At 76.3% G+C, this 21,640-nt stretch carries 23 protein-coding genes; 4 read left to right on the forward strand and 19 right to left on the reverse strand.

Annotation, left to right across the window (positions count from 1 at the left end):
- Position 1: 1 nt before the first annotated feature.
- Complete coding sequence (gene menD / locus ABC795_RS15580; RefSeq protein ID WP_347058075.1) at positions 2–1,690, reverse strand: 2-succinyl-5-enolpyruvyl-6-hydroxy-3-cyclohexene-1-carboxylic-acid synthase; 1,689 nt, start codon at positions 1,688–1,690, stop codon at positions 2–4.
- Positions 1,687–2,652 (reverse strand): o-succinylbenzoate synthase, encoded by a 966-nt coding sequence (locus tag ABC795_RS15585; RefSeq protein WP_347058076.1) that lies wholly within the window; start codon positions 2,650–2,652, stop codon positions 1,687–1,689. Before ABC795_RS15585 ends, menD begins: the two co-directional genes overlap by 4 nt.
- Before the next feature lie 107 nt (positions 2,653–2,759).
- On the opposite strand from ABC795_RS15585, the gene menE reads away from it, so the two are divergent.
- Positions 2,760–3,887: an o-succinylbenzoate--CoA ligase gene (menE, locus tag ABC795_RS15590; RefSeq protein WP_347058077.1), complete on the forward strand. Its 1,128-nt coding sequence runs from the start codon at positions 2,760–2,762 to the stop codon at positions 3,885–3,887.
- Positions 3,888–3,889: 2 nt separating this feature from the next.
- Positions 3,890–4,759: a 1,4-dihydroxy-2-naphthoate polyprenyltransferase gene (locus ABC795_RS15595; protein WP_347058078.1), complete on the forward strand. Its 870-nt coding sequence runs from the start codon at positions 3,890–3,892 to the stop codon at positions 4,757–4,759.
- 4 nt (positions 4,760–4,763) lie between these two features.
- Here ABC795_RS15595 and ABC795_RS15600 read toward each other — a convergent pair whose 3' ends face one another.
- Positions 4,764–5,087 carry a DUF4229 domain-containing protein gene (locus tag ABC795_RS15600; RefSeq protein WP_347058079.1) on the reverse strand — a complete coding sequence of 108 codons (324 nt, stop codon included), beginning with the start codon at positions 5,085–5,087 and terminating at the stop codon, positions 4,764–4,766.
- Positions 5,080–5,517 carry an Lrp/AsnC family transcriptional regulator gene (locus ABC795_RS15605; RefSeq protein ID WP_347060738.1) on the reverse strand — a complete coding sequence of 146 codons (438 nt, stop codon included), beginning with the start codon at positions 5,515–5,517 and terminating at the stop codon, positions 5,080–5,082. Before ABC795_RS15605 ends, ABC795_RS15600 begins: the two co-directional genes overlap by 8 nt.
- A 96-nt stretch (positions 5,518–5,613) precedes the next feature.
- On the opposite strand from ABC795_RS15605, the gene ABC795_RS15610 reads away from it, so the two are divergent.
- A complete protein-coding gene (locus ABC795_RS15610; RefSeq protein WP_347058080.1) occupies positions 5,614–5,826 on the forward strand; it encodes a hypothetical protein in 213 nt (70 codons plus the stop codon).
- 61 nt (positions 5,827–5,887) lie between these two features.
- Here ABC795_RS15610 and ABC795_RS15615 read toward each other — a convergent pair whose 3' ends face one another.
- The 15 genes from ABC795_RS15615 to ABC795_RS15685 form a co-directional block, all read right to left on the reverse strand.
- Positions 5,888–6,130 carry a hypothetical protein gene (locus ABC795_RS15615; RefSeq protein ID WP_347058081.1) on the reverse strand — a complete coding sequence of 81 codons (243 nt, stop codon included), beginning with the start codon at positions 6,128–6,130 and terminating at the stop codon, positions 5,888–5,890.
- Positions 6,131–6,300: 170 nt separating this feature from the next.
- Positions 6,301–7,266, reverse strand: a complete 966-nt coding sequence (gene ccsB, locus ABC795_RS15620) for a c-type cytochrome biogenesis protein CcsB (protein ID WP_347058082.1) — start codon at positions 7,264–7,266, stop codon at positions 6,301–6,303.
- On the reverse strand, positions 7,259–8,872 hold the full coding sequence (locus ABC795_RS15625) for a cytochrome c biogenesis protein ResB (RefSeq protein WP_347058083.1): 1,614 nt from the start codon (positions 8,870–8,872) through the stop codon (positions 7,259–7,261). Before ABC795_RS15625 ends, ccsB begins: the two co-directional genes overlap by 8 nt.
- Positions 8,869–9,711: a cytochrome c biogenesis protein CcdA gene (locus tag ABC795_RS15630; protein ID WP_347058084.1), complete on the reverse strand. Its 843-nt coding sequence runs from the start codon at positions 9,709–9,711 to the stop codon at positions 8,869–8,871. Before ABC795_RS15630 ends, ABC795_RS15625 begins: the two co-directional genes overlap by 4 nt.
- A 2-nt stretch (positions 9,712–9,713) precedes the next feature.
- Positions 9,714–10,289: a TlpA disulfide reductase family protein gene (locus tag ABC795_RS15635; protein ID WP_347058085.1), complete on the reverse strand. Its 576-nt coding sequence runs from the start codon at positions 10,287–10,289 to the stop codon at positions 9,714–9,716.
- A 47-nt stretch (positions 10,290–10,336) separates the two neighbouring features.
- Entirely contained in the window at positions 10,337–10,972 is a 636-nt protein-coding gene (locus ABC795_RS15640) for a histidine phosphatase family protein (RefSeq protein ID WP_347058086.1), read from the reverse strand.
- The gene (gene hemL, locus ABC795_RS15645) at positions 10,969–12,336 is read right to left on the reverse strand and encodes a glutamate-1-semialdehyde 2,1-aminomutase (RefSeq protein ID WP_347058087.1); all 1,368 of its coding nucleotides are present in this window, start codon (positions 12,334–12,336) and stop codon (positions 10,969–10,971) included. The genes ABC795_RS15640 and hemL overlap by 4 nt, the downstream gene beginning before the upstream one ends.
- The gene (locus ABC795_RS15650) at positions 12,333–12,815 is read right to left on the reverse strand and encodes a hypothetical protein (protein ID WP_347058088.1); all 483 of its coding nucleotides are present in this window, start codon (positions 12,813–12,815) and stop codon (positions 12,333–12,335) included. The genes hemL and ABC795_RS15650 overlap by 4 nt, the downstream gene beginning before the upstream one ends.
- Positions 12,816–12,839: 24 nt before the next feature.
- Positions 12,840–13,838: a porphobilinogen synthase gene (gene hemB, locus ABC795_RS15655; RefSeq protein ID WP_347058089.1), complete on the reverse strand. Its 999-nt coding sequence runs from the start codon at positions 13,836–13,838 to the stop codon at positions 12,840–12,842.
- Entirely contained in the window at positions 13,835–15,379 is a 1,545-nt protein-coding gene (locus ABC795_RS15660; protein ID WP_347058090.1) for a uroporphyrinogen-III synthase, read from the reverse strand. Before ABC795_RS15660 ends, hemB begins: the two co-directional genes overlap by 4 nt.
- Positions 15,380–15,500: 121 nt before the next feature.
- Positions 15,501–16,487, reverse strand: a complete 987-nt coding sequence (hemC, locus tag ABC795_RS15665) for a hydroxymethylbilane synthase (RefSeq protein ID WP_347058091.1) — start codon at positions 16,485–16,487, stop codon at positions 15,501–15,503.
- The gene (locus ABC795_RS15670; RefSeq protein ID WP_347058092.1) at positions 16,484–17,836 is read right to left on the reverse strand and encodes a glutamyl-tRNA reductase; all 1,353 of its coding nucleotides are present in this window, start codon (positions 17,834–17,836) and stop codon (positions 16,484–16,486) included. Before ABC795_RS15670 ends, hemC begins: the two co-directional genes overlap by 4 nt.
- Entirely contained in the window at positions 17,833–18,492 is a 660-nt protein-coding gene (locus ABC795_RS15675; protein WP_347058093.1) for a redox-sensing transcriptional repressor Rex, read from the reverse strand. Before ABC795_RS15675 ends, ABC795_RS15670 begins: the two co-directional genes overlap by 4 nt.
- Before the next feature lie 246 nt (positions 18,493–18,738).
- The gene (locus ABC795_RS15680) at positions 18,739–18,987 is read right to left on the reverse strand and encodes a glutaredoxin family protein (protein WP_347058094.1); all 249 of its coding nucleotides are present in this window, start codon (positions 18,985–18,987) and stop codon (positions 18,739–18,741) included.
- Positions 18,980–20,593, reverse strand: coding sequence for an AMP-binding protein (locus ABC795_RS15685; protein ID WP_347058095.1), 1,614 nt, complete (start codon positions 20,591–20,593; stop codon positions 18,980–18,982). Before ABC795_RS15685 ends, ABC795_RS15680 begins: the two co-directional genes overlap by 8 nt.
- Positions 20,594–20,794: 201 nt before the next feature.
- Here ABC795_RS15685 and ABC795_RS15690 point away from each other — a divergent pair, with 201 nt between their 5' ends.
- A complete protein-coding gene (locus ABC795_RS15690) occupies positions 20,795–21,544 on the forward strand; it encodes a sigma-70 family RNA polymerase sigma factor (RefSeq protein ID WP_347058096.1) in 750 nt (249 codons plus the stop codon).
- Positions 21,545–21,640: the final 96 nt, after the last annotated feature.

Genomic DNA, 21,640 nt, shown 5'->3' on the forward strand with positions numbered 1-21,640 from the left:
GCTACTCCCCCAGCGCCTGCGCGGCGGCCGCCCGCAGATCCGTCGCCAGCGCCGCCTCGGCCCGCTGGTCGGTGCGGACGACGACCACGCGCGGGCCGCCGAGGGCCAGCGCGCCGGGGAGCTCCTCGGCCGCGGTGATCCGCGACGCGGCCCACCCGAGCGCCGAGGCGACCGCCACCAGGTCGCGGCCGTGCGGCGTCCCGAACACCCGGCGGTAGTCGCGGGTGTGGCGGTCCTGCCCCGGTTCGAGCTGGGCGAAGATGCCGCCGCCGTCGTTGTCGGGCACGACCACCGTGAGGTCGGGCCGACGCTCGCCCTCGCCCAGCAGGAGCCCGGTCAGGTCGTGCAGGAACGTCAGGTCGCCCATCAGCGCGAACGCCGGGCCGCCGTGCACCAGCGCCGCGCCCACCGCGGTCGAGATCGTCCCGTCGATGCCCGCGACCCCGCGGTTGGCGAGCACGGTGACGTCGGCGCGCGGCACCGCCAGCCGGTCGACGTCGCGCACGGGGGTCGAGGAGCCGAGGACCAGGAGGGCGCCCGCGGGGAGGGCGGCGACGACGTCGCGGGCCAGCCGGGCGGCGGTCAGCGCCGGCGCCTCGTCGAGCAGCGCGTCGACGGCGGCGCCCACCCGATCGGCGGCGGCGTGCCAGGCAGCCACCCACGGCTCGTCCACCGGTTCGTCGGGCTCGGCACCGGCGAACAGCCGCCGGACGGCGGTGCTCGACCGGCCGGCGTCGGCCCACCGCGGGGAGGCGCTCACCGTCTCCACCGGAACGGCGGGGTCGGCCAGCAGCGCGCTGACCGGCCGGGAGAGCGTCGGCCGGCCCACCACCACGACCCGCTCGGGCCGGTGCGCGGCCAGCCAGCCGGCCGCACCGAGCGCGAGCACGCCACCGCGGATCGAGCCCGGCAGGCCCCAGAACCCGCTGCTCGGCTCGGCGACCACGGGCCACGCCGAGCCCTCCGAGAGCCCGGGCGCGGCGTGCAGCGGCCCGTCACCGGCGATCACCAGTGTCCGCGGCGGCAGCCGGTGCGCCCGCGCCGCCCAGCCGGCAGACGGCTCCGCCGCGGTCCAGGGCGCACCTCCGGGGCGGCCGGCCCAGGGGGCTGCGAGCCCGGCCGGCGGCTCCTCGTCGGGCAGCAGCGGCTCGCGCAGCGCGAGGTTGAGCTGCACCGGGCCGGGGTCGGCCGACAGCGTGCCGGCGGCCACCGTGAGCGCCTTGGCCACCACCGACCGCCAGTAGCGGTTCTGCTCGGCCGCCCGGCCGGGCTCGGGGACGCCGACGTCGGCCGACCAGCGCACCGCGGTCCCGTACAGGCCGGCCTGCTCGATCGTCTGGTTGGCGCCGGTGGCCCGCAGCTCCGGCGGCCGGTCGGCGGTCAGCGCCAGCAGCGGCACCCCGCTGGCGTCGGCCTCCAGGACGGCGGCGTGCAGGTGGGCGGTCGCGGTCCCGGACGTGGTGAGCACCGGCACCGGCCGGCCGGTGGCCTTCGCCAGCCCGAGCGCCAGGAAGGCGGCGGTGCGCTCGTCGATCCGCACGTGCAGCCGCAGCCGGCCGTTCGACTCGGCCGCGGCGAGGGCCAGCGCCACCGGCGCCGACCGGGAGCCGGGTGAGAGGACGGCGTCGGTGACGCCGCCGCGTACCATCTCGTCGACCAGCACGCGGGCGAACGCGGTGGCGGGGTTCACGCGGCACGCACCTCGGCGATCCGGGCGAGCCAGCGGGCGGTGGTCCCCGGGCCCGCGGCCACCGCCGACAGCCGGTCGGGCTCCCGCGGGCCGATCGGCAGCACGCCGTCGACCGGCAGCAGGGGGTTCCCGCTCACGTCGCCGGCGAGCAGGGCCACCGTCGCCAGCCCGCAGGCGAACGGCAGCTCGGGCAGGGCCGCGGCAAGCGCGACGCCGGCGGCGATCCCGACCGAGGACTCCAGCGCCGAGGAGACGACGCACGGCAGGCCGTGCGCCTCGGCGACCCGCAGCGCGGCCCGCATCCCGCCCAGCGGCTGTACCTTGAGGACGACGACGTCGCAGGCCTCGCGCAGGTCGACCCGCAGCGGGTCGTCGGCCCGTCGCACCAGCTCGTCGGCGGCGATCCGCACGTCGATCCGGCGGCGCAGCGCGGCCAGCTCCTCCAGCGACGCGCACGGCTGCTCGACGTACTCCAGGCCGAACCGGTCGAGCTCGCCGATCCGGGCGGCGGCGGTGTCGACGTCCCACGCGGCGTTGGCGTCCACCCGGATCGCCTTCCCGGCGCCCAGCGCGTCGCGCACCGCCTCCACGCGGGCGAGGTCGTCCGCCGGCGTCTGCCCCGGCTCGGCGACCTTGACCTTCGCCGTCCGGCAGCCGGAGGCCCGGACGATCGCGTGCGCCCGCTCGGCGTCGACCGCGGGCACGGTCACGTTCACCGGCACGGCGTCGCGCACCGGCGCCGGCCAGCCCTCGACGGCCGACTCCACGGCCGAGGCCCACCAGCGGCGGCTCTCGACGGCGTCGTAGTCCCAGAAGGGGGAGAACTCGCCCCAGCCGGCCGGGCCGCGCAGCAGCACGCCGTCGCGGACGTCGATGCCGCGGAACCGGGTGCGCATCGGCACCTCGTAGACGGCCAGGCCGGTGATCCCCGCCGGCAGAGCGGCGGCGGGGGCGGCGGTCATGGTGATCAGCGTAGTGAGAGCAGCCCGTCCTCCCCGCCTCGCGCACGGCACCCGGGACAAGGCCGACGGCCGGAGCCTGCGGTGCGGCCAACGTATCCTCGCCCCTCGTGGTCCGGCAGCTGACTCTGGTGGCTGCGGCCGACCTCTCCGACGACGACGTCCGCGCCGCCCTCGACGGCGTCCGCCCGCTCGCCGTGCTGCCGGACGGGCCGCCCGCGGTGGTCGACGCGGCCCGCGACGCGCTGCGTCCCGACGAACCGCTCGAGCCCGGTGCCGACCTCGTCGTCGTCACCTCCGGCTCCACCGGCGGTGGTCGCGGCGTGCTGCTGCCGGCCGGTGCGGTCCGGGCCTCCGCGGCCGCCGCGCACGCCCGGCTGGGCGGCCCCGGCAGCTGGCTGCTCGCCCTGCCGGTGTCGGCGATCGCCGGGCTGCAGGTGCTCTGCCGCGCGTTGCTGACCGGGCGGCCGGCGGTCCGGCTCGGCGCCGGGGAGACGCTGACCGACGCCGTCGCCCGCATGCCGGCCGGTACCCGCCGCTACACCTCCATGGTCCCCACCCAGCTGCGCCGGGCCCTGGAGACCGAGCCCGGCGCCCTGCGCGCCTTCGACGCGGTCCTCGTCGGCGGCGCGGCCACCGATCCGGCGCTGCTGGACCGCGCCCGCGCCGACGGGGTCGCCGTGGTGACCACCTACGGCATGACCGAGACCGCCGGCGGCTGCGTCTACGACGGTGCGCCCCTCGACGGTGTCGGCGTGCGGGTGACCGAGGGCGGGATCGAGCTCTCCGGGCCCACCCTGGCCCTCGGCTACCGGGGCGATCCGCGGGCGACCGCGGCGGCGTTCACCGGCGGCTGGTTCCGCACCCGCGACGCCGGCGCCCTCGGCGCCGACGGCCGGCTCACCGTGCACGGCCGGCTCGACGACGTCGTCGTCACCGGCGGGGTGAACGTGGCGCCCGCCGCGGTGGAGGCGGCGCTGCGGGAGCACCCCGCCGTCGCCGACGCGGTGGTGTTCGGCCGACCGGACCCGGAGTGGGGGCAGCGGGTCGTCGCCGCCGTCGTCCCGGCCCCCGGCGCGGAGCCGGCGCTGCCCGACCTGCGCCCGTGGGTGGCCGAGCGGCTCGGTCCGCCGGCCGCCCCGCGGGAGCTGCACCTGGTCGCCGGCGTCCCCCTCCTGCACACCGGCAAGCCCGACCGCCGTGCGGTCGCCGCATCGACCCCCCAGGGAGCGCTCTGACCATGGCCACCCCCGCCCAGTGGCTGGCCGGCGCCCGCCCGCGCACGCTGCCCGCGGCGCTCGCCCCCGTGCTCGTCGGGACCGGGGCCGCCGCGGCCCTCGACGGGTTCCGGCCCGGGCCGGCGCTGCTGGCCCTGCTCGTCGCGCTCGCGCTGCAGGTCGCGGTCAACTACGCCAACGACTACTCCGACGGCCGGCGCGGCACCGACGCCGACCGCGTCGGCCCCATGCGGCTGGTCGGCTCGGGCGCGGCCACGCCGCGGCAGGTGCTGACGGCGGCGCTGCTGTCCTTCGCCGTCGCCGGGGTCGCCGGGCTGGCGCTGGCGGCGCTGTCGAGCTGGTGGCTGGTCGCGGTCGGCGCCGTCTGCATCGCCGCCGCGTGGACGTACACCGGCGGCCCGCTGCCGTACGGCTACCGGGCCCTCGGTGAGGTCTTCGTCTTCGTGTTCTTCGGGCTGGTCGCCGTCGTCGGGACGACGTTCGTGCAGACCGGCACGCTGCCGGGGCTGGCGTTCGCGGCCTCCGTGCCGATCGGGCTGCTCGTCGTGGCGATCCTCGTGGTCAACAACCTGCGCGACATCGAGGGCGACGGGCGGGTGGGCAAGCGCACCCTGGCGGTGCTGCTCGGCGACCGCACCACCCGGCTCGCCTTCGCGGCCCTCCTGGTGGTGCCGTTCCTGGTGATCGCCGCCATCGGCGTCCCCCGGCCGTGGGCGCTGCTCGGCCTGGCCGCCGCGCCGCTGGCGCTGTCCCCGATCCGCACGGTGCTCGCCGGTGGCCGCGGCCCCGCGCTCGTCGCGGTGCTCCAGGCCACCGGGCTGCTCACCCTCGTCACCGGCGTGCTGCTCGGCGCGGGGCTCGCCCTCTCCTGAGCGGCTACTGCGCGCCGCCGCCGCTCAGCCGGTCGCGCAGGTCCTCCTTGGCCGCGCGCCGGGCGACGCTGCGGGCCGCGAGGGCCTCGGTCAGCCGCTCGCGCGACGGGCGCAGCAGCAGGTAGGACACCGGCATCGACAGCAGCAGGCCGAAGAGCAGCCCGGGGAAGCTGCCCAGGCCCGCCCACCAGAGGACCAGCACCAGCGCCGCGGCGATCGCGAACCGGCCGACCGTGTAGATCACCAGCCACGGCAGGACCTTCGGCGGCGTCGCGGTGCCCCCCGCGGGGCTCACCGGTGCGCCGGCGGTCGGGTTGTGCTCAGCCATGACGGCCCTCCCACTTGGTCGAGAGAACGACCGTCGTCCTCGTGCGTGCGACCCCTCTGATCCGGTTCAACGCATCGATGGCCGCTTCGAGTGCCGGGATGTCGGTCACGCGCACCTTCAGCACGTAGCCCTCGCTGCCGGCGACCCGCCAGCAGTCCTCCACCTCGGGGATCTCGCGCAGGCCGGCCTCGATGCCGGTGTCGTCCACCGGGTCGCTCTCGATCACGCTCACCAGCGCGGTGACGTGCAGGCCCACCGCCGGGGGGTCGACGACGGCGCGGTACCCGGTGATCACGCCGGCGGCCTCGAGCTTGCCCACCCGCTCGTGCACGGCCGGCGAGGACAGGCCCACCTGCCGGGCCAGCTCGGCGTAGCTGGCCCGGCCGTTGGCGCGCAGCAGGTCGATGAGCTGCCGGTCCACGGCGTCGATGGTGGTTCTCCGTCCTGCCCCGCACGGGGATCGCCCGATTCTCGGCACCGAGTATCGCCGCGGACGTACGCTGGGTGCCGACGAGGGGGTGGGCCCGTGTTGTTCCTGGTGGTTCTCGTGATGGCAGTGGTGGTCGTGGGCCTGGTGGTCCGCGCCGCGGCGAACGCCGACCCGGAGGGTCGTGCCCGACCGGCGCGCCGTCCGCAGAAGCCTCGTGGCCCGGTGCGCTTCGTCGCCCCGGACGACGACCCGGAGTTCCTGCGCGAGCTCGAGCGCCGGGCGCGGCGGGACGACGGCTCCCCCACGTAGTGCTCCGCCGGCCCCACCGGGGCCGGCCCCGAGCCTGCGAGGGGTGGGGACGACGTCCTCCTCAGGCCGCCGGCGCGCCGAACAGTCGGCGCCACCCGCGGCGCGGGGGCGCGTCAGCCGTGCCCTCGGCCGGCTCGGCGTCCGGCGCGCCGCCGTCGGCGTCCCCGGGCCAGCCGAGGCCGCCGCCACCCTGGCGGGTCGGGCCGCCCGGCCAACCCAGGTCGCCCTCCTCCACGGTGCCCCGCGGGCTCCCGCGGTGCGCGCCGGGGCCGTCGGCCTCCCGGCCGGCGAGCGCGGCCGCCACGAGCGGATGCGACGGAGCCTCGTCAGCCGCCGCGTGCCTACCCACGCCGCGCCTCCTGACGGGCCCGTGCGCTGCTGGTCAGCTCCATGGGTGCATGGAAGCACGCGGACGCAGATCGGTCACCGCCCCGCGCCGCATGGTGCCCCGGACGGGGGGCGGTGACCGATCGCTCAGTCCAGCCCGCCGTAGCTGTGCAGCCCGGTCGAGACCATGTTCACGTAGAGCAGGTTGAACAGCACGACCGCCAGCCCGATCACGTTGACCAAGGCCGCCGGGCGGCCCCGCCACCCCGCCGTCGTCCGGGCGTGCAGGTAGCCGGCGTAGACGACCCAGGAGATGAACATCCAGGTCTCCTTGGGGTCCCAGCCCCAGAACCGGCCCCAGGCGCTCTCCGCCCAGATGGCGCCGGCGATCATGGCGAAGGTGTAGATCGGGAAACCGAAGACGGCCGTGCGGTGCGCCACCCGGTCCAGCCCCGCGGCGGACGGCAGCCGGTCGATGAGGCCCCCGCCGGTGCCGCCAGCCCCGGCGTCGCGGCGGGTGCGCACGAGGTAGAGCGCGCTGGCGATGCCGCTCACCAGGAAGATGCCCGACCCCAGGATCGCGCTGCTCACGTGGATGCCCAGCCAGCTCGACCGGAGGGCGGCGACCAGGGGCCCGGCCTCGGTGTAGAGGAACAGCCCGATCCCGACCATCGCCAGGATCACCGGGCCGAGCACGAAGACGCCGATGTGCCGCAGCGAGGGCTGCCGCACGGCCAGCACGAAGTAGGCGACCACGGCGACCAGCACGACGGCCGTGGCGAACTCGTACATGTTGCCCCACGGCAGCCGGTCGGTGGCCATGCCGCGGGCAACGAGGACGCCGGCGTGGGCGAGCGCGCCGAGCGCGGTCAGCGCCATGCCCAGGAGGCCCCAGCGGGTGCCCCAGGCCGTCTCCGGCGCGTCGTGCCCGGCCGGGACGGCGGGGGCCGCGGGGGGCACCGGCCCGCCGCCGACACCGGCCAGCTCGCGGCTGCGCTGGGTGCGCCGACCGAAGGCCAGCTGCGCGCAGAAGGCGAGCAGCGCGACGGAGTAGAGCGCGACGCTGACGGAGAAGAGGTTGTCGGACAGCTCGGCCAGCGAGGAGTCAGTCACGCGGGGGGACCTCCGGTTCGAATGCGGTGCGGGCGGGTGCGGCGCTCAGCGCGTCCCGCAGGTCGTCGGACAGCGTGGCGAACCGGGAGCCGTTCTCGCCGCCGCGCGTCAGCGAGGCCAGCGTCAGCACGGTACCGCCGCCATCACGGGCGGGCCCGGCCCGGGCGAAGACCCGCTCCCGGCGCAGCAGCAGCATGCCCAGCAGGCCGGCGAGCAGGGTGATCGCCGAGCCCAGCACCCAGATCTGGCCGGGGTCGTGGGAGAACTGCAGAGCGGCGAACTCCTTCACCCCGCTGAAGGTGATGCGGGTGCCGTCGGGCAGGTCCAGGGACTCGCCCACCGACAGGTTCGCCGAGCCGACCTCGCTGAGCCGGCCGCGCTCGATCTGGCTCGCGTCCAGGGAGTACACCGACTGCGGCAGGCCCGAGTCCAGGCCCAGGTAGCCGGAGTAGGCGACGACGGCGACCTGCGGGGCCAGCGGCCGCGGGTCGACCGACGTCAGCACACCGCCCTGCACCAGCCCCGTGGGGGCGAAGAAGCCCTCCAGCGCCAGCTGCTCCTCCCGCCCGGGGATGTCGGGGAGCTTCAGCGCGCCCTCGCTGGCCATCGACGTGGGGTCGGTGGGCAGGAACGGCACGGTCAGGTCGGAGAACGTGGTGCCGTCGGGGACGCTGACGGTGAACGTCGGGCTGAACCCGTGGCCGGTGACGTAGACCCGGTCGCCGTCGATCCGCAGGGGGTCGTTGACGCCGATGGTGGTCGGCCGCCCCTCGGCGGACGGCTCGCCGTAGCGGATGTCGGCGGTGAACGACGCCGCGGTGAGGTTCTCCTCGTACTCGGCCCGGAACTGCTCGAGGTCCACGCAGAGCGCGCTGAGGTCTCCGCTGTCGACCAGCGGGCCAGAGGAATAGGTGTCGTACTGCTGGAACGAGTTGCAGAAGCCCTGGCCCTCGGTGACCAGGATGCTGCCCTCGTAGCCCCACAACTTCCCGCCGGCGAGGCCGAGCAGCAGCGCCAGCAGGGACAGGTGGAAGACCAGGTTGCCGGTCTCCTTCAGGTGCCCCTTCTCCGCCGACAGCTCGGGGCCGCGGGCGCCGTCGCGGCGCACGACGCGGTAGCGCCGCACCCGCAGCTCCTCCTCGACGGCGTCGAGGGCGGCCAGCTCCTCCAGCGGGCTGCGCAGCTCGCCGGAGTCGGGCAGCCGGAGCAGGTTGCGCGGCACGGGCGGCGGTGGGGTGCGCAGCGCCCGGGCGTGCTCCAGGGCCCGCGGGATCACGCAGCCGATCAGCGAGAGGAACAGCAGCAGGTACACCGCGGCGAACCACGGCGAGCTGAAGACGTCGAACAGGTACAGCCGGTCGAGCACCGGCGCGAGGTCGGGGTGGTCGGCGAAGTACTGGTTCACGTTGTTCTGCGACAGCGAGCGCTGCGGCAGCAGGGAACCCGGCACCGCCGCCAGGGCCAGCAGGAACAGCAGGACGATCGCGGTCCGCATCGCGGTCAGCCGCCGCCACCAGCGCAGCAGCAGCCCGCCCACCCGGCGGCCCGCGGACGGGCCGGCCGGCGGGACGGGTCTCGCCGGCCGCGGGGGTGCCTCGACGCTCACAGCGAGGTCTCCGCGAGCCCGTTCGCGGCGAGCCAGGACCGCAGCCAGCTCATCATCTCGGTCCAGGCGCCGGTGAGCAGGAGCAACCCGATGACGACCAGGACGACACCGCCGATCCGGGTCACCGCCGCGGCGTGCCGGCGCAGGAACGTGGTGGCCCCCACCGCCCACCGGGCGCCGAGCGCGACCAGCACGAAGGGCACGCCGAGGCCGAGGCAGTACGCGACGCCCAGGACCGCGCCCCGCCCGGCCGAGGCCTCGCTGACGGCCAGCGAGTAGACGGCGCCGAGCGTGGGGCCGAGGCACGGCGTCCAGCCCACACCGAAGACGACGCCGAGCAGCGGGGCGCCGGCCAGCCCCCCCGCGGGGCGGACCGACAGCTTCCTGGTGCGCTGCAGCAGCGGGAGCCAGCCGAGGAAGGCCAGCCCGACGACCACGGTGATCAGCCCGAAGACGACGTCCACGGTGCGGGCGTACTGGAGGACGAGCCGGCCCAGGCCGCCGAAGGCCGTCGCGAAGGCGATGAACACCGCGCTGAAGCCCAGCACGAAGAGCAGCGCGCCGAGCACCATCCGGCCGCGGGGGGCGCGCTCGTCGGCCGGCGGGCGCACCGCGGTGGCGGTGGCGGTGGCGCCGGCGGCCGTTCCGCCCGCGGCAGGAGCGGCGGGCGCCGGAGCACGGGTGCCGCTGCCGACCAGCCCGGTGACGTAGGACAGGTAGCCGGGCACCAGGGGCAGCACGCAGGGCGAGGCGAAGCTGATCAGCCCGACCAGCGCGGCGACGCCCGCCGCCACGAGCATCGGGCCGTCGGTGACCAGGCCGGCGAACGTCTCCCCCATGGTCAGGCCTCCTCCGCCAGCAGCAGGTCGAGGGTGCTGCGCAGGTCCTCCTGCGACACCTCGGCGGTGAAGACGGCGGCCACGCGGCCCTCCCGGTCCAGCACGATGGTCGACGGGACCGCCGTGGCCGGGTAGTCGCGGAAGGCCAGGGCCACCTCGCCGCGCGGGTCGTAGACCGAGGGGAACTCGATGCCGAAGCGCTCGACGAAGGCCAGCGCGAACTGATCGCTGGTCTCCTTCACGTTCAGCCCGAGGAACTGCACGCCCTCGTCCCGCACGTCGGCGTAGACCTCCTGGAACGCCGGCGTCTCCACGCGGCAGGGGCCGCACCAGGAACCCCAGAAGTTGAGCACCGCGACGTCGCCGGCGAGCTCGGCCGAGGAGAACTCCCCGCCACCGAGCAGCGTGCCGGAGAACTCCGGCGCCGAGGCCCGCTCGCCCGGGGGGATCACCTCACCGCGCGGCGTGCCGGCGACGAACCGGAACTCGCCGCCGTTGTTCACGTCCACCGCGTCGGTGCCGGTGCTGCACCCGGTGAGCAGCGCAGCCGCCAGGACCGCCGTGAGCAGCCGCCTCATGCGCCTGCGGAGACGTGGAGCGCCGGCGGAGCGTTCCCGTGGGGTGGTCATGCGCCCGGCACCGCATCGGGACCGGTGGCGCCGGCCGGCTCGGCGTAGGAGACGCCCGCGAGCCGGTCGCCGTCGTAGGTCAGGGACGTGACGCTGGCCAGCGAGCACTGCCGACGGCGCGGGTCGTGGACGAACCGACGGCCCTCCACGTGCAGCCGGGTCGTCCAGATGGGCAGCTGGTGGCTGACCAGCACGGCCTCGTGCCCCCGCGCGGCGTCGCGCGCGGCCTCGACCGCGGCGAGCATCCGTGCCGCGATCTCCACGTACGGCTCGCCCCAGGAGGGCTGGAACGGGTTGCGCAGCTTCCACCAGTTGCGCGGGGCCCGGAAGACCCCGCCCCCGGCGCCGACGACCCGGCCCTCGAAGGCGTTGCCCGCCTCGATGATCCGCTCGTCGATGTGGACCTCCAGCCCGGTCGCCTCGGCGAGCGGGCGCACGGTCTGCTGCGCCCGCTCCAGGGGGCTGGACACCAGGTGGGTGACGTCGTGCCCGGTGAACCAGTCCGCGGCGCGACGGGCCATGGCCTCACCGGCCGTGGACAGCCGGAACCCGGGCAGCCGGCCGTAGAGCACGCCGGCGGGGTTGTGCACCTCGCCGTGCCGCAGCAGGTGGACGACGGTCGTCTCGCTCATGAGGACCGCTCGCTGTCCAGCGCGCCGGTGCGGTGGGTCTCGACCTCGGCGGCGGCCCGCGCCGCGGCCGGGAGCGCCTCGAGGACCCGGTCGAGGGCCTCGCCGGCGAGCTGGGCGTTGACGAACCACGCCTCGAACGCCGAGGGCGGCAGGTACACCCCGCGGGCGAGCAAGGCGTGGAAGAACGCGGTGTAGCGCTCGACGTCCTGGGTGCGGGCGTCGTCGTAGTCGCGCACCTGGCGCTCGTCGGGCACGAAGAAGATCGAGAACATGCTCCCGGCCTGCTGCACCCGGTGCGGCACGCCCTCGGCGAAGAGCGCGGCGCTGGCGGCGCCCCGCAGCACCGCGGAGACCTCGTCGCAGTGCGCGTAGACCTCGTCGGTGCAGTGCCGCAGCGTGGTCAGCCCGGCGGCGACCGCGACCGGGTTCCCCGACAGCGTGCCGGCCTGGTAGACCGGCCCGCTCGGCGCGAGGTGGTCCATGAGGTCGGCGCGGCCGCCGAACGCGGCGGCGGGCAGCCCACCGCCCATGACCTTGCCGAAGGTGAACAGGTCGGCGTCGACCGGGTCGATGCCGTACCAGCCCGAGCGCGACACCCGGAACCCCGTCATGACCTCGTCGAGGATCAGCAGCGCCCCGTGGGCGGCGGTGATCCGGCGCAGCTCGGCGTTGAAGCCGTCCAGCGGCGGGACGACGCCCATGTTGCCGGCGGCGGCCTCGCTGATGACCGCGGCGATGTCCGTCCCGCGCTCGGCGAAGACGGCCTCGACGGCGGCGACGTCGTTGTAGGGCAGCACGATCGTGTCGGCGGCGGCCCCGCTCGTGACGCCGGGGGTGTCGGGCAGCCCGAGCGTGGCGACCCCGGAGCCGGCCGAGGCCAGCAGCGCGTCGACGTGGCCGTGGTAGTTGCCCGCGAACTTGACCAGCAGCGGGCGGCCGGTGGCGCCGCGCGCCAGCCGGACGGCCGAGAGCACCGCCTCGGTGCCGGAGTTGACCAGCCGCACGCGCTGCACGGGCGGCATCCGGTCGCGGATCTCCTCGGCCAGGTCGAGCTCGCCGTCGGTGGGCGCACCGAAGGACAGCCCCCGGCGGGCGGCGGTGGCCACCGCGTCGACGACGGCGGGGTGCGCGTGCCCCAGGATCATCGGGCCCCAGGAGCTCACCAGGTCGACGTAGCGGCGGCCGTCGGCGTCGGTGATCCACGGGCCGGAGCCCTCCACCATGAACCGCGGGGTGCCGCCGACGGCGCGGAAGGCGCGGACCGGCGAGTTCACCCCGCCCGGGGTGATCTCCTGCCCGCGGGCGAAGAGGCCGGCCGAGACCGGCGCCTCGTAGGTGTAGGGCGAGCTGTCCGGCGAGGTCACGTGCCCAGTGTCCCCTCTGTTCCCGGAGACCGGTCGGAGGCGTCAGCCACACCGGCCAGCAGCGCGGCGCGCAGCGCGGCGGGATCGCGGGTGGGCACCAGCGCGGTGCGCCCGTCGGTCAGGCGGAGCGGGAGGCCGGTCCGGCCGCGGGGCAGCGACCAGGCCCCGCCCAGCACCGGTGCCCCGGCGTCCACGCCCCGGTCGGCGTCGCGGAGGGCGGCGGCGTCGACGTCGCGGAGCGGCACCTGCTCCCGCCCCACCGCCAGCCCGTCGTCGTCGACCCGCAGCGTCCAGACCCGCCGGGCCGACAGGCAGCCCAGCGCGACCGTGCCCGGCACCGCGATCAGCGCCACCAGCCACAGCAGCGGGGGCACGTCGGGCCCGGGCAGCACGAGGTCCCAGACGAGGAAGAGCCCGAGGACCCCGGTGACCGCCCAGAGCGGCCGCCAGGAGCCCCCGGGCTCGACGTACGGGTCCACCGTGCTGTCCCCCACCCGGGCCGGTCAGCGCGCGACGAGCCGCGCGGCCTCGACCGCCCAGTAGGTGAGCACCTGACCGGCACCGGCCCGGCGGATGGCGATCAGCGTCTCGAGGATCGCCCGCTCCCGGTCCACCCAGCCGTTGGCGGCCGCCGCCTCGACCATCGCGTACTCGCCGCTGACCTGATAGGCGCTCACCGGCACCTGCACCGCGTCGGCGACCCGGGCGATGATGTCCAGGTAGGCCAGCGCCGGCTTGACCATCACCGCGTCGGCACCCTCGGCCAGGTCCTGCGCGACCTCCCGCAGCGCCTCGTCGGTGTTGGGCGGGTCCATCTGGTACGTCGACCGGTCGCCGAACTGCGGCGCCCCCTCGGCCGCCTCGCGGAACGGGCCGTAGAAGCCCGAGGCGTACTTGGCCGCGTAGGCGAGGATCGGCACCTCGGTGAAGGCGGTGCTGTCCAGCCCGGCGCGGATGGCCGCCACCTGGCCGTCCATCATCCCGCTGGGCGCGACCAGGTGGGCGCCGGCCTGCGCCTGGGCGATCGCCACGGCGGCGTACCGGTCCAGCGTGGGGTCGTTGTCCACGACCCCGGCCGGGGTGACGACGCCGCAGTGGCCGTGGTCGGTGTACTCGCACAGGCACAGGTCGGCCATCAGGACCAGCTCGTCGCCCAGGTCCGACCGCAGCTGCTGCAGCGCCACGTTCACGATGCCGTCGGCGGCGTCGGCCTGGGAGCCGACGGCGTCCTTCTCCGACGGGATGCCGAAGAGCATCAGCCCGCCGATGCCCGCCTCGGCGGCCTCCTGCGCGGCCTTCCGCAGCGAGTCGGGCGTGTGCTGGACGACGCCGGGCATCGAGCTGATGGCGACCGGTTCGTCGATGCCCTCCTTGACGAAGACCGGCAGCACCAGGTCGGCCGGGGCCAGCCGGGTCTGCGCGGTCAGCCGCCGCAGCGCCGGCGTCGACCGCAGCCGGCGCCCGCGCGCGAATCCCGGGTTGGCACCCCCCGTGACGGTCACTTGCCCTCGCCGTCCTCCGCCTCGCGCAGTGACAGGGCGTACTCGGCGAGCGCGTCGACCAGCGGCGCGACCGCGGCGCTCTCGGGCTGGACGTCCACGCGCAGGCCGAACTCCTGGGCGCTGGCCGCCGTCGCCGGGCCGATCACCGCGACCACGGTCTTGGCGTGCGGCTTGCCGGCGATGCCGACCAGGTTCCGCACGGTGCTCGAGGAGGTGAAGCAGACGGCGTCGAAGCCGCCGCCCTTGATCGCCTCGCGCACCGATGCGGCCGGCGGCGCGGCGCGCACGGTCCGGTAGGCGGTGACGTCGTCGATCTCCCAGCCCCGCTCGACCAGGCCGGCGGCCAGGGTCTCGGTCGCGATGTCGGCGCGCGGCAGGAGGACGCGGTCGATCGGGTCGAAGACGTCGTCGTAGGGCGGGAAGTCGGCCAGCAGGCCCTGGCTGGACTGCTCGCCGGTGGGCACCAGCTCCGGCTGGATGCCGAAGTCGCGCACGGCCTCGGCGGTCTGCTCGCCGACGCAGGCGACCTTGACCCCGGCGAACGCCCGGGCGTCGAGGCCCAGCTCGGCGAACTTCTCGCGGACCGCCTTCACCGCGTTCACGGAGGTGAACACGATCCAGCCGTAGCGGCCGGTGACCAGGCCCTTGATGGCGCGGTCCATCTGGGCGGGGCTGCGCGGCGGCTCGACGGCGATCGTCGGCACCTCGACCGGCACCGCGCCGTAGGCGCGCAGCCGGTCGCTCATCTCGCCGGCCTGGTCCTTGGTGCGCGGCACGAGCACGCGCCAGCCGAACAGCGGGCGGCTCTCCCACCAGGACATGCGGGCGCGCTTGTCGACGGCGGTGCCGATGGTGGCCACGACCCGCCCGCTGAGCGGGTCGAGGCCGGCGGTCTTCTCCGCGACGGCCGCGAGCTTGGTGACGATGCTCTTCTGGCCGGTCCCGGAGCCACCGGTCGTGACCACGACCGGCGTGCTGCCGGACAGCCCGCCCTCGACCAGCCGCACGGCGGCGTCGGGGAGCTCGTCGGCGGTCCCCTGCAGGACCAGCGTGCCGCCGGCCGCAGTGGCCGCGCCGGCCAGCGCGGTGACGTCGACGCCGCTGCGCAGGTCGGCGGTCACCGCGGTGCTGCCCAGGGCCACGCCGGCGAAGGCGGGGACGGCGGTGGCGGTGGCGACGCCGGGCACCACGTCGAAGGGCACCGAGGTGCGGCCGACGGTGAGCACCTCCTTGACCACGTCGTCGGAGGTGTACGGGTCACCGGCGACCAGCCGGACGACCACCGAGCCGTTCTTGGCCGCGGCGACGGCGCCCCTGGCGACGTCGGCGGGCTCGCCGGACACCGGGGTGAGCTCGGTCCCGGCGTTGGCCTCGCGGACGGCGTCCTGGACGGCGGGCGGGACGTCGGGGTCGACGAGGACCACCGCCGCCTCGCCCAGCGCCGCGGTGGCGCGGGCGGTGAGCATGCCCGGATCGCCCGGGCCGGCGCCGACGAACACGACCCGGCCGGACTGGCCTGCGGTCTTGCGGAAGCGCGTCATCGCGTGCTCCTGATCCTGGCCCGGGAGTCCCGGGCGTCTGTCATGGCCCGGTTCCGGGCCGTTGGGGGGGTCTGGGGGTGGGGTGCGGTGGCGGGTGGCGCCGGGGACCTCGCGGGCCCGATCACTCTCCGGCCGCCATCAGCTCGACCGCACCACGGTCGAGCAGCTCGGCGGCGAGGCTGCGGCCGAGCGCGGCCGCGGCGGCCAGCGGGCCGGTCGACGACCCGCGCACGGAGTCGCTGCCGTCGAGCGCGGTGACCGAGGCGCGCAGGTACAGCTCCGGGCCGGCCTCGCCCTCGGCGACCTCCGCGTAGGCGGCGACCGGCGCGCTGCAGCCGGCCTCGAGCGCGGCCAGCGTCGCCCGCTCGGCGACCACGCAGGCGCGGGTCGACGTGTCCTCGAGCCGGCCCAGCAGCTCCCGGGTGCGGGCGTCACTGGTACGGCACTCCACGGCGAGGGCTCCCTGGGCGGGGGCCGGCAGCACCTGCAGCGGGTCGAGGGTCTCGGTGATCCGGTCGTCGCGGCCGATCCTGCTCAGCCCGGCGCGGGCCAGGACGACGGCGTCCAGGTCGCCAGGGCCGCCGGTCGAGCCAGCCACCCGGCTCAGCCGGGTGTCGACGTTGCCGCGGATCGGCACGATCTCCAGGCCGAGCCCGAGCGCCCGCAGCTGGGCGACCCGGCGCGGCGCGCCGGTGCCGATCCGCGAGCCCGGCGGGAGCTCACCGAGGGTGAGCCCGTCGCGGGCCACGAGGGCGTCGCGCGGGTCCTCCCGCGGCGGGACAGCCGCGAGGCTCAGGCCCGGCTCCGGTGCCGTGGGGAGGTCCTTGTAGCTGTGCACCGCCAGGTCGACGTCGCCTGCGAGCAGCGCCCGGCGGATCGCCGCGACGAACACCCCGGTGCTGCCCATCTGGGCGATCGTCGCCTGCGAGCGGTCGCCCTCGGTGCTGATCAGCACGAGTTCGACCGGCACGCCGGTGGCGGCGGTCAGGGCGTCGGCGACGGCCTGCGACTGGGTGCGGGCGAGGACGCTGGCCCGGGTGCCCAGCCGGAGCGGGAGGGCGCTGCCCGCGGCGGTGGGAGCCGTGGCCTGCGCGTCGGTGGCGGTCATGCCGGGCCTCCCGGACGGTCGGGGTCGACGGTGACGGCGTCGGCCAGCCGGCCGGCCCCGGGGGTGACGTCGGCGTCGATCCCCAGCCCGAACAGCGCCCGGAGAGCACCGGCGTAGTCCGTGCCGCCCGGCGTGGCGGCCAGTTCCTTCACCCGCACGGTCGGCTCGTGCAGCAGCTTGTCGACGACGCGGCGCACGGTGCGGGCGATCTCCGCCCGGGCACGCGCATCGAGGTCGGGCAGCCGGCCCGAGAGCCGGAGCAGCTCGGCGTCGACGACCTCGGCGGCCTGGCTGCGCAGCGCGGACACCGTCGGCCCGACCTCGGCGGCCTTGCGCTCGGTGCGCAGCAGCGCGGTCTCGGCCTCGATCATGGCGCGCGCGGCGGTGATGTCGTCGGCGGCGACCGGACCCGGCGAGGCCTCGCCGTCGCGCCGTTCGCCCTGCAGCAGGGCGAGGTCGACCACGTGCACGCCGGGAAGGGCGGCCACGCCCGGGTCCACGTCGCGGGGCAGCGCCAGGTCGATGACGACCAGCGGCCGGTCGGCGCGGCCGGCCATCGCCGCGGCGACGACGTCGGTGGTGACGACCAGCCCGGTGGCGCCGGTGCAGGTGAGCAGGACGTCGGCGGCGGCCAGCTCCGCGGGCATGCGGTCCAGCGGCGCGGGGCGCCCGCCCACCGCCTCGGCCAGCCGGCCGGCGGAGGCCTCCGTGCGGCTGCTGACGACGACGTCGGCGCCGCGGCGGGCCATCGTGGTGGCCGACAGCGCGCCCATCGAGCCCGCGCCGACGACGAGCACAGGGCGCCCGGCGAGATCGCCGATGCGGGCCTCGGCCCGGTCCAGCGCGACCGAGACCAGCGAGGCGCCGGCGCGGTCGATGCCGGTCTCGGAGTGCACCCGCTTGCCCACCCGCAGCGCACGCTGCGCGACCGGGTGCAGGGCCCGGCCGACCGTCCCCTCCTCGCGGGCGAGCGCGTAGGCCGCGCGCAGCTGCCCGAGCACCTGGGTCTCCCCGACGACCATCGAGTCCAGTCCCGCGGCCACGGTGAACAGGTGCGCGACGGCCTGGTCCTCGTAGTGCACGGTGACGTACGGGGACAGCTCCTCCACCGTCGCCCCGGCCTGCCGGGCCAGCACCCGGCTGACGTCGGTGACGCCGCCGTGGAAGCGCTCGACCTCGGCGAACACCTCGACGCGGTTGCACGTGGCGAGCACGATGGCTTCGCTGACGTGATCGCTGCCGACGAGCTCGTGCAGCGCCTTGACCCGCTCGTCGGTGCCCATGGCGAACTGCTCGAGCAGCGCGACCGGTGCGGTCTGGTGGCTCACGCCCACCGCGAGGAGGCTCACGCGGACTCCTCCCCCACGGTCGTGCGCTGCTGGCCGAGGAAGGCCAGCACCTGCAGCTCGACGGAGAGGTCGACCTGGCGGACGTCGACACCCGCGGGGGCCGTCAGCGTCACGGGCGCGAAGTTCAGGATGCTCCTCACCCCGGCCGCGGCGAGCCGGTCGCAGATCCCCTGGGCGACGTCGGCCGGGGTCGCGATGACCCCGATGGAGGCCTGCGTGTCCGCCACCGTCGCCTCCAGGTCGGTCGTGTCCTGCACGGTCAGCCCGCCGATGCGCCGGCCGATCCGGTCCGGCCCGGCGTCGAAGAGGCCGACGAACTCGAAGCCCCGGCTGCCGAAGCCCGCGTAGTCCGCGAGCGCGGTGCCGAGGTTCCCGATGCCGACGAGGACGCAGGCGCGGGACTGCTCGGCGCCGAGCACCCGGGCGATCCGCTCGCGCAGGGCACGCACGTCGTAGCCGACCCCGCGCACCCCGCAGGACCCGAGGTGGGACAGGTCCTTGCGGAGCCCGGCAGGGTTGACGCCGGCCGCGGACGCGAGGTCACCGGAGGAGACGGTGATCCGGCCGCCGTCGGCGAAGCTGGTGAGCACCCGCAGGTACACGGCCAGTCGGGCGACGGTGGCCTCCGGGATGGTCCGGGGCCGCGGCTGGATCACGGGGCACTCCACAGCGGTCGCGCCCGGGAGCCCGGCGGGCGCCGGGGCGGAGCTACGACATCGGGACGCGAGCAGCACGTGCTCGCGTCCGCCACGGTAACCGCTTGTGAACGCAGGAACAAAGTCGCTGACGGGGCACCGGCCCGCTGAGCTGGCCTGATGCGGCCGCAGGTGTGGCAGGAACCACCGTAACGACCCCGGGTCGATCGCCCCGGACGGGGGGTGGGGGCCCGCGCGCGCCTGCCGTCAGTCCAGCCCGAGGTCCCGCCGCAGGCGGGGGACGTCGAGGGTGAAGTAGGAGTGCTCCCGCCCGTCGAGCAGCAGCACCGGCACGCGGTCCCCGTACTCGGCCCGGAGCTCCGGATCGGCGTCGACGTCGACCTGCCGCGGCTCGAGCCCGGCCCGGGCGGCGATCGGGGTGAGCTGCTCGGCGGCGGTCAGGCAGAGGTGGCAGCCGTCCCGGACCAGCAGTTGCAGCCGCGGCTGGTCACCCACCGGCGGCCTCCCCGGCGCCGGTGAGCCCGAGTTCGCGCAATCGGGCACGGCTGACCTTGCCGGTCAGCGAGTGCGGCAGCGAGGAGAGGAACTGCACCGAGCTCGGCACCTTGTAGCGGGCCAGGGACTCCGCGGCGTGTGCCTGGAGCCCGTCCACGGTGAGGCTCTCCCCCGGCGCCAGGACGACGACGGCCCGGACCGCCGCGCCGGTGCGTGGGTCGGGGATGCCGATGACCGCGCTCTCCACGACCGCCGGGTGCTGGTCGAGGATCCGCTCCACCTCTGCCGGGTAGACGTTGAAGCCGCTCACCAGGATCAGGTCGCTGCGCCGGTCGACCAGGTGCAGGTCGCCGTCGGCGTCGCGGTAGGCGAGGTCACCGGTGCCTAGCCAGCCGTCGGCGTCGGGCCCGTCGGCGCCGTCGGGCCAGTAGCCGGCGAAGAGGTTGGGGCCGCGCACCCAGATCTCGCCCGGGCCCGCGTCGGCGTCGTCGGCGTCGTCGGTGTCGTCGGCGTGCCCGGTCCCCGGCCCGTCCGCGCCGTCGCCGGTCTCCTCGCCGGCGGGCGGCTCCACGGTGGCCGCGCCGATCGTGGCGGTGTCGCGCAGCGCCAGCTCCACGCCTGGCACGGGACCGCCGATGCAGGCGGGCTTGGCGCGGCCGGTGGCCAAGGTGCTCGCCACCACGGGCGCCGCCTCCGTCAAGCCGTAGCCCTCCCACACGGTGACGGCCGCCCGCTCGCGCATCGCCGCCCACACCTCCTCGGGCAGCGGCGCGGCGCCGGCGGAGGCGATCCGCACGGCGGCGAAGGCGCGCCGCAGCTCGGCGTCGGGGTGGGCGGGGTCCTCGAGGCCGGCTGCGTCGGCCGCCGCCAGCCAGGCCTGGTACATCGGCGGGGCGCCCGGCACCGCCGTGACCTGCTCCTCGGCCATGACCGCCAGCGATCCGCGCGGGTCGAAGCTCTCCAGCAGCACGGCGCAGGCGCCGGTGGCCGCCACGAGGCCGAAGCCGGCGTTCAGGCCGTAGACGTGGAAGAGCGGCAGCGCCAGCAGCACCCGGTCGTCGGGCCGCACCGGCGGGGGCGACATCGCCAGGCACTGCTCCTGGTTGGCCCGCAGCGCTCCCGACGTCAGCATCGCGCCGCGGGGGCGGCCGGTCGTCCCGCTCGTGTAGCAGAGGAAGGCGAGCGCCTCCGGGTCGTCGTCCACCGCGGCGGCCGGCCCGTCGGCCTCGGGCGGGCCCGCCCAGACCGGTACGCCGCCCGGCGCCTCGCGCTCGGCGGTGGCGACCAGCAGCGCCGCGCCGGAGTCCGTGAGGACGTGCTCGAGCTCGGGGTCGGTGTAGGCGGTGTTCACCGGGACGACGACCAGCCCGGCCCGCAGCGCACCGAGCACCGCGCGCAGCCAGTCCAGCCCGTTCGGCAGCTGGACGGCGACCCGATCCCCGGGGGTCAGCCCGCGGTCGGCGTACCCGGCCGCGACCCGGTCCACCGCCGCGTCGAGCTGACCCCAGCTCAGCCGCCGGTCCCCGGCCACCACCGCCGGGGCGTCGGGGTCGCGCTGCGCGGCCGCGCGGACCAGCGCGGCCAGCGAGGTGCCTGCCTCGGACACTGACATCTCCCGTCGTCGGTGCGGCGCGCAACCGTGTCCCGGCGCGCGCTCGGGGACGCATGCGGGCAGGCTGCCGTGGACGAGCTGGGGCGATGTTGTCACCATGGGCCCAGCGCCGCAGCCCGCGCGCGCCGTTCCGGCGTGCGCGTCGAACGAGGACGGTCCTGGCACAGCGGGCCGACGAGGAGGTCGATCGCCCGCATGCCGCACCCCCTGGACGCCGAGCGCGCCGCCGGTCCGGCCGCCCGGCCCGGCCCTCGCGCGACCCCGTTCCCCCGCTCGAGCTCCGAGGTGCTGCAGGCGGTCCCCGAGCCGCCGGCGGAGCCGGCCGAGGAGATCGCCGAGCCCCCCACGGACGTCGTCGCGGAGCTCGCCGCCGCCGACCCCGGTGCGGTCGCCGCCGGGAACGTCGACGTGTGGGAGCTGGTCTCCCTGGCGCAGGGCGGCGACGCCGAGGCGTTCGGCCGCCTCTACGACCACTACGTGACGCTGGTGCACCGGTACGTCTACCACCGGGTCGGTGAGCGGGCCACGGCCGAGGACATCACCAGCGAGACGTTCGTGCGGGCGCTGCGGCGCATCGACTCGCTGTCGTTCCAGGGCCGCGACGTGGGGGCCTGGCTGGTCACCATCGCCCGCAACATCATCCGCGACCAGGTGAAGAGCAGCCGCTTCCGGCTGGAGATCACCACCGCCGACATGCGCGACGCCGACCGCGTCACCGACGGGCCGGAGGACGCGGTGCTCCAGCACCTCACGAACGAGCAGCTGCTCGCGTGCGTGGGACAGCTGGGGAGCGAGCAGCAGGAGTGCATCGTGCTGCGCTTCCTGCACGGTCTCTCCGTCTCCGAGACTGCCGAGATCATGGGGAAGAAGGACGGCGCCATCAAGGCGCTCCAGCACCGGGCGGTCCGGCGGCTGGCGAGCCTGCTCCCCGAGGGCCTGCGGTGACCCCGGCGAGGTGCGCGTGCGTAACCGAGCCCGCCGCCCCGTCGTTGGGCACGTCGCAGCGGGCGCCCGCCGGGAGCAGGACGACGGGAGGTGGCA

This window comes from Blastococcus sp. HT6-30 (assembly GCF_039729015.1).
GTDB lineage: Bacteria > Actinomycetota > Actinomycetes > Mycobacteriales > Geodermatophilaceae > Blastococcus.

Coding starts and splice junctions, on each gene's coding strand:
- hemC (WP_347058091.1), bottom strand. CDS start 16,487: ATGACCGCCACCGACGCGCAGGCCACGGCTCCCACCGCCGCGGGCAGC.
- ABC795_RS15640 (WP_347058086.1), bottom strand. CDS start 10,972: ATGAGCGAGACGACCGTCGTCCACCTGCTGCGGCACGGCGAGGTGCAC.
- ABC795_RS15660 (WP_347058090.1), bottom strand. CDS start 15,379: ATGACGCGCTTCCGCAAGACCGCAGGCCAGTCCGGCCGGGTCGTGTTC.
- ABC795_RS15595 (WP_347058078.1), top strand. CDS start 3,890: ATGGCCACCCCCGCCCAGTGGCTGGCCGGCGCCCGCCCGCGCACGCTG.
- ABC795_RS15630 (WP_347058084.1), bottom strand. CDS start 9,711: ATGGGGGAGACGTTCGCCGGCCTGGTCACCGACGGCCCGATGCTCGTG.
- ABC795_RS15585 (WP_347058076.1), bottom strand. CDS start 2,652: ATGACCGCCGCCCCCGCCGCCGCTCTGCCGGCGGGGATCACCGGCCTG.
- ABC795_RS15635 (WP_347058085.1), bottom strand. CDS start 10,289: ATGAGGCGGCTGCTCACGGCGGTCCTGGCGGCTGCGCTGCTCACCGGG.
- ABC795_RS15600 (WP_347058079.1), bottom strand. CDS start 5,087: ATGGCTGAGCACAACCCGACCGCCGGCGCACCGGTGAGCCCCGCGGGG.
- ABC795_RS15690 (WP_347058096.1), top strand. CDS start 20,795: ATGCCGCACCCCCTGGACGCCGAGCGCGCCGCCGGTCCGGCCGCCCGG.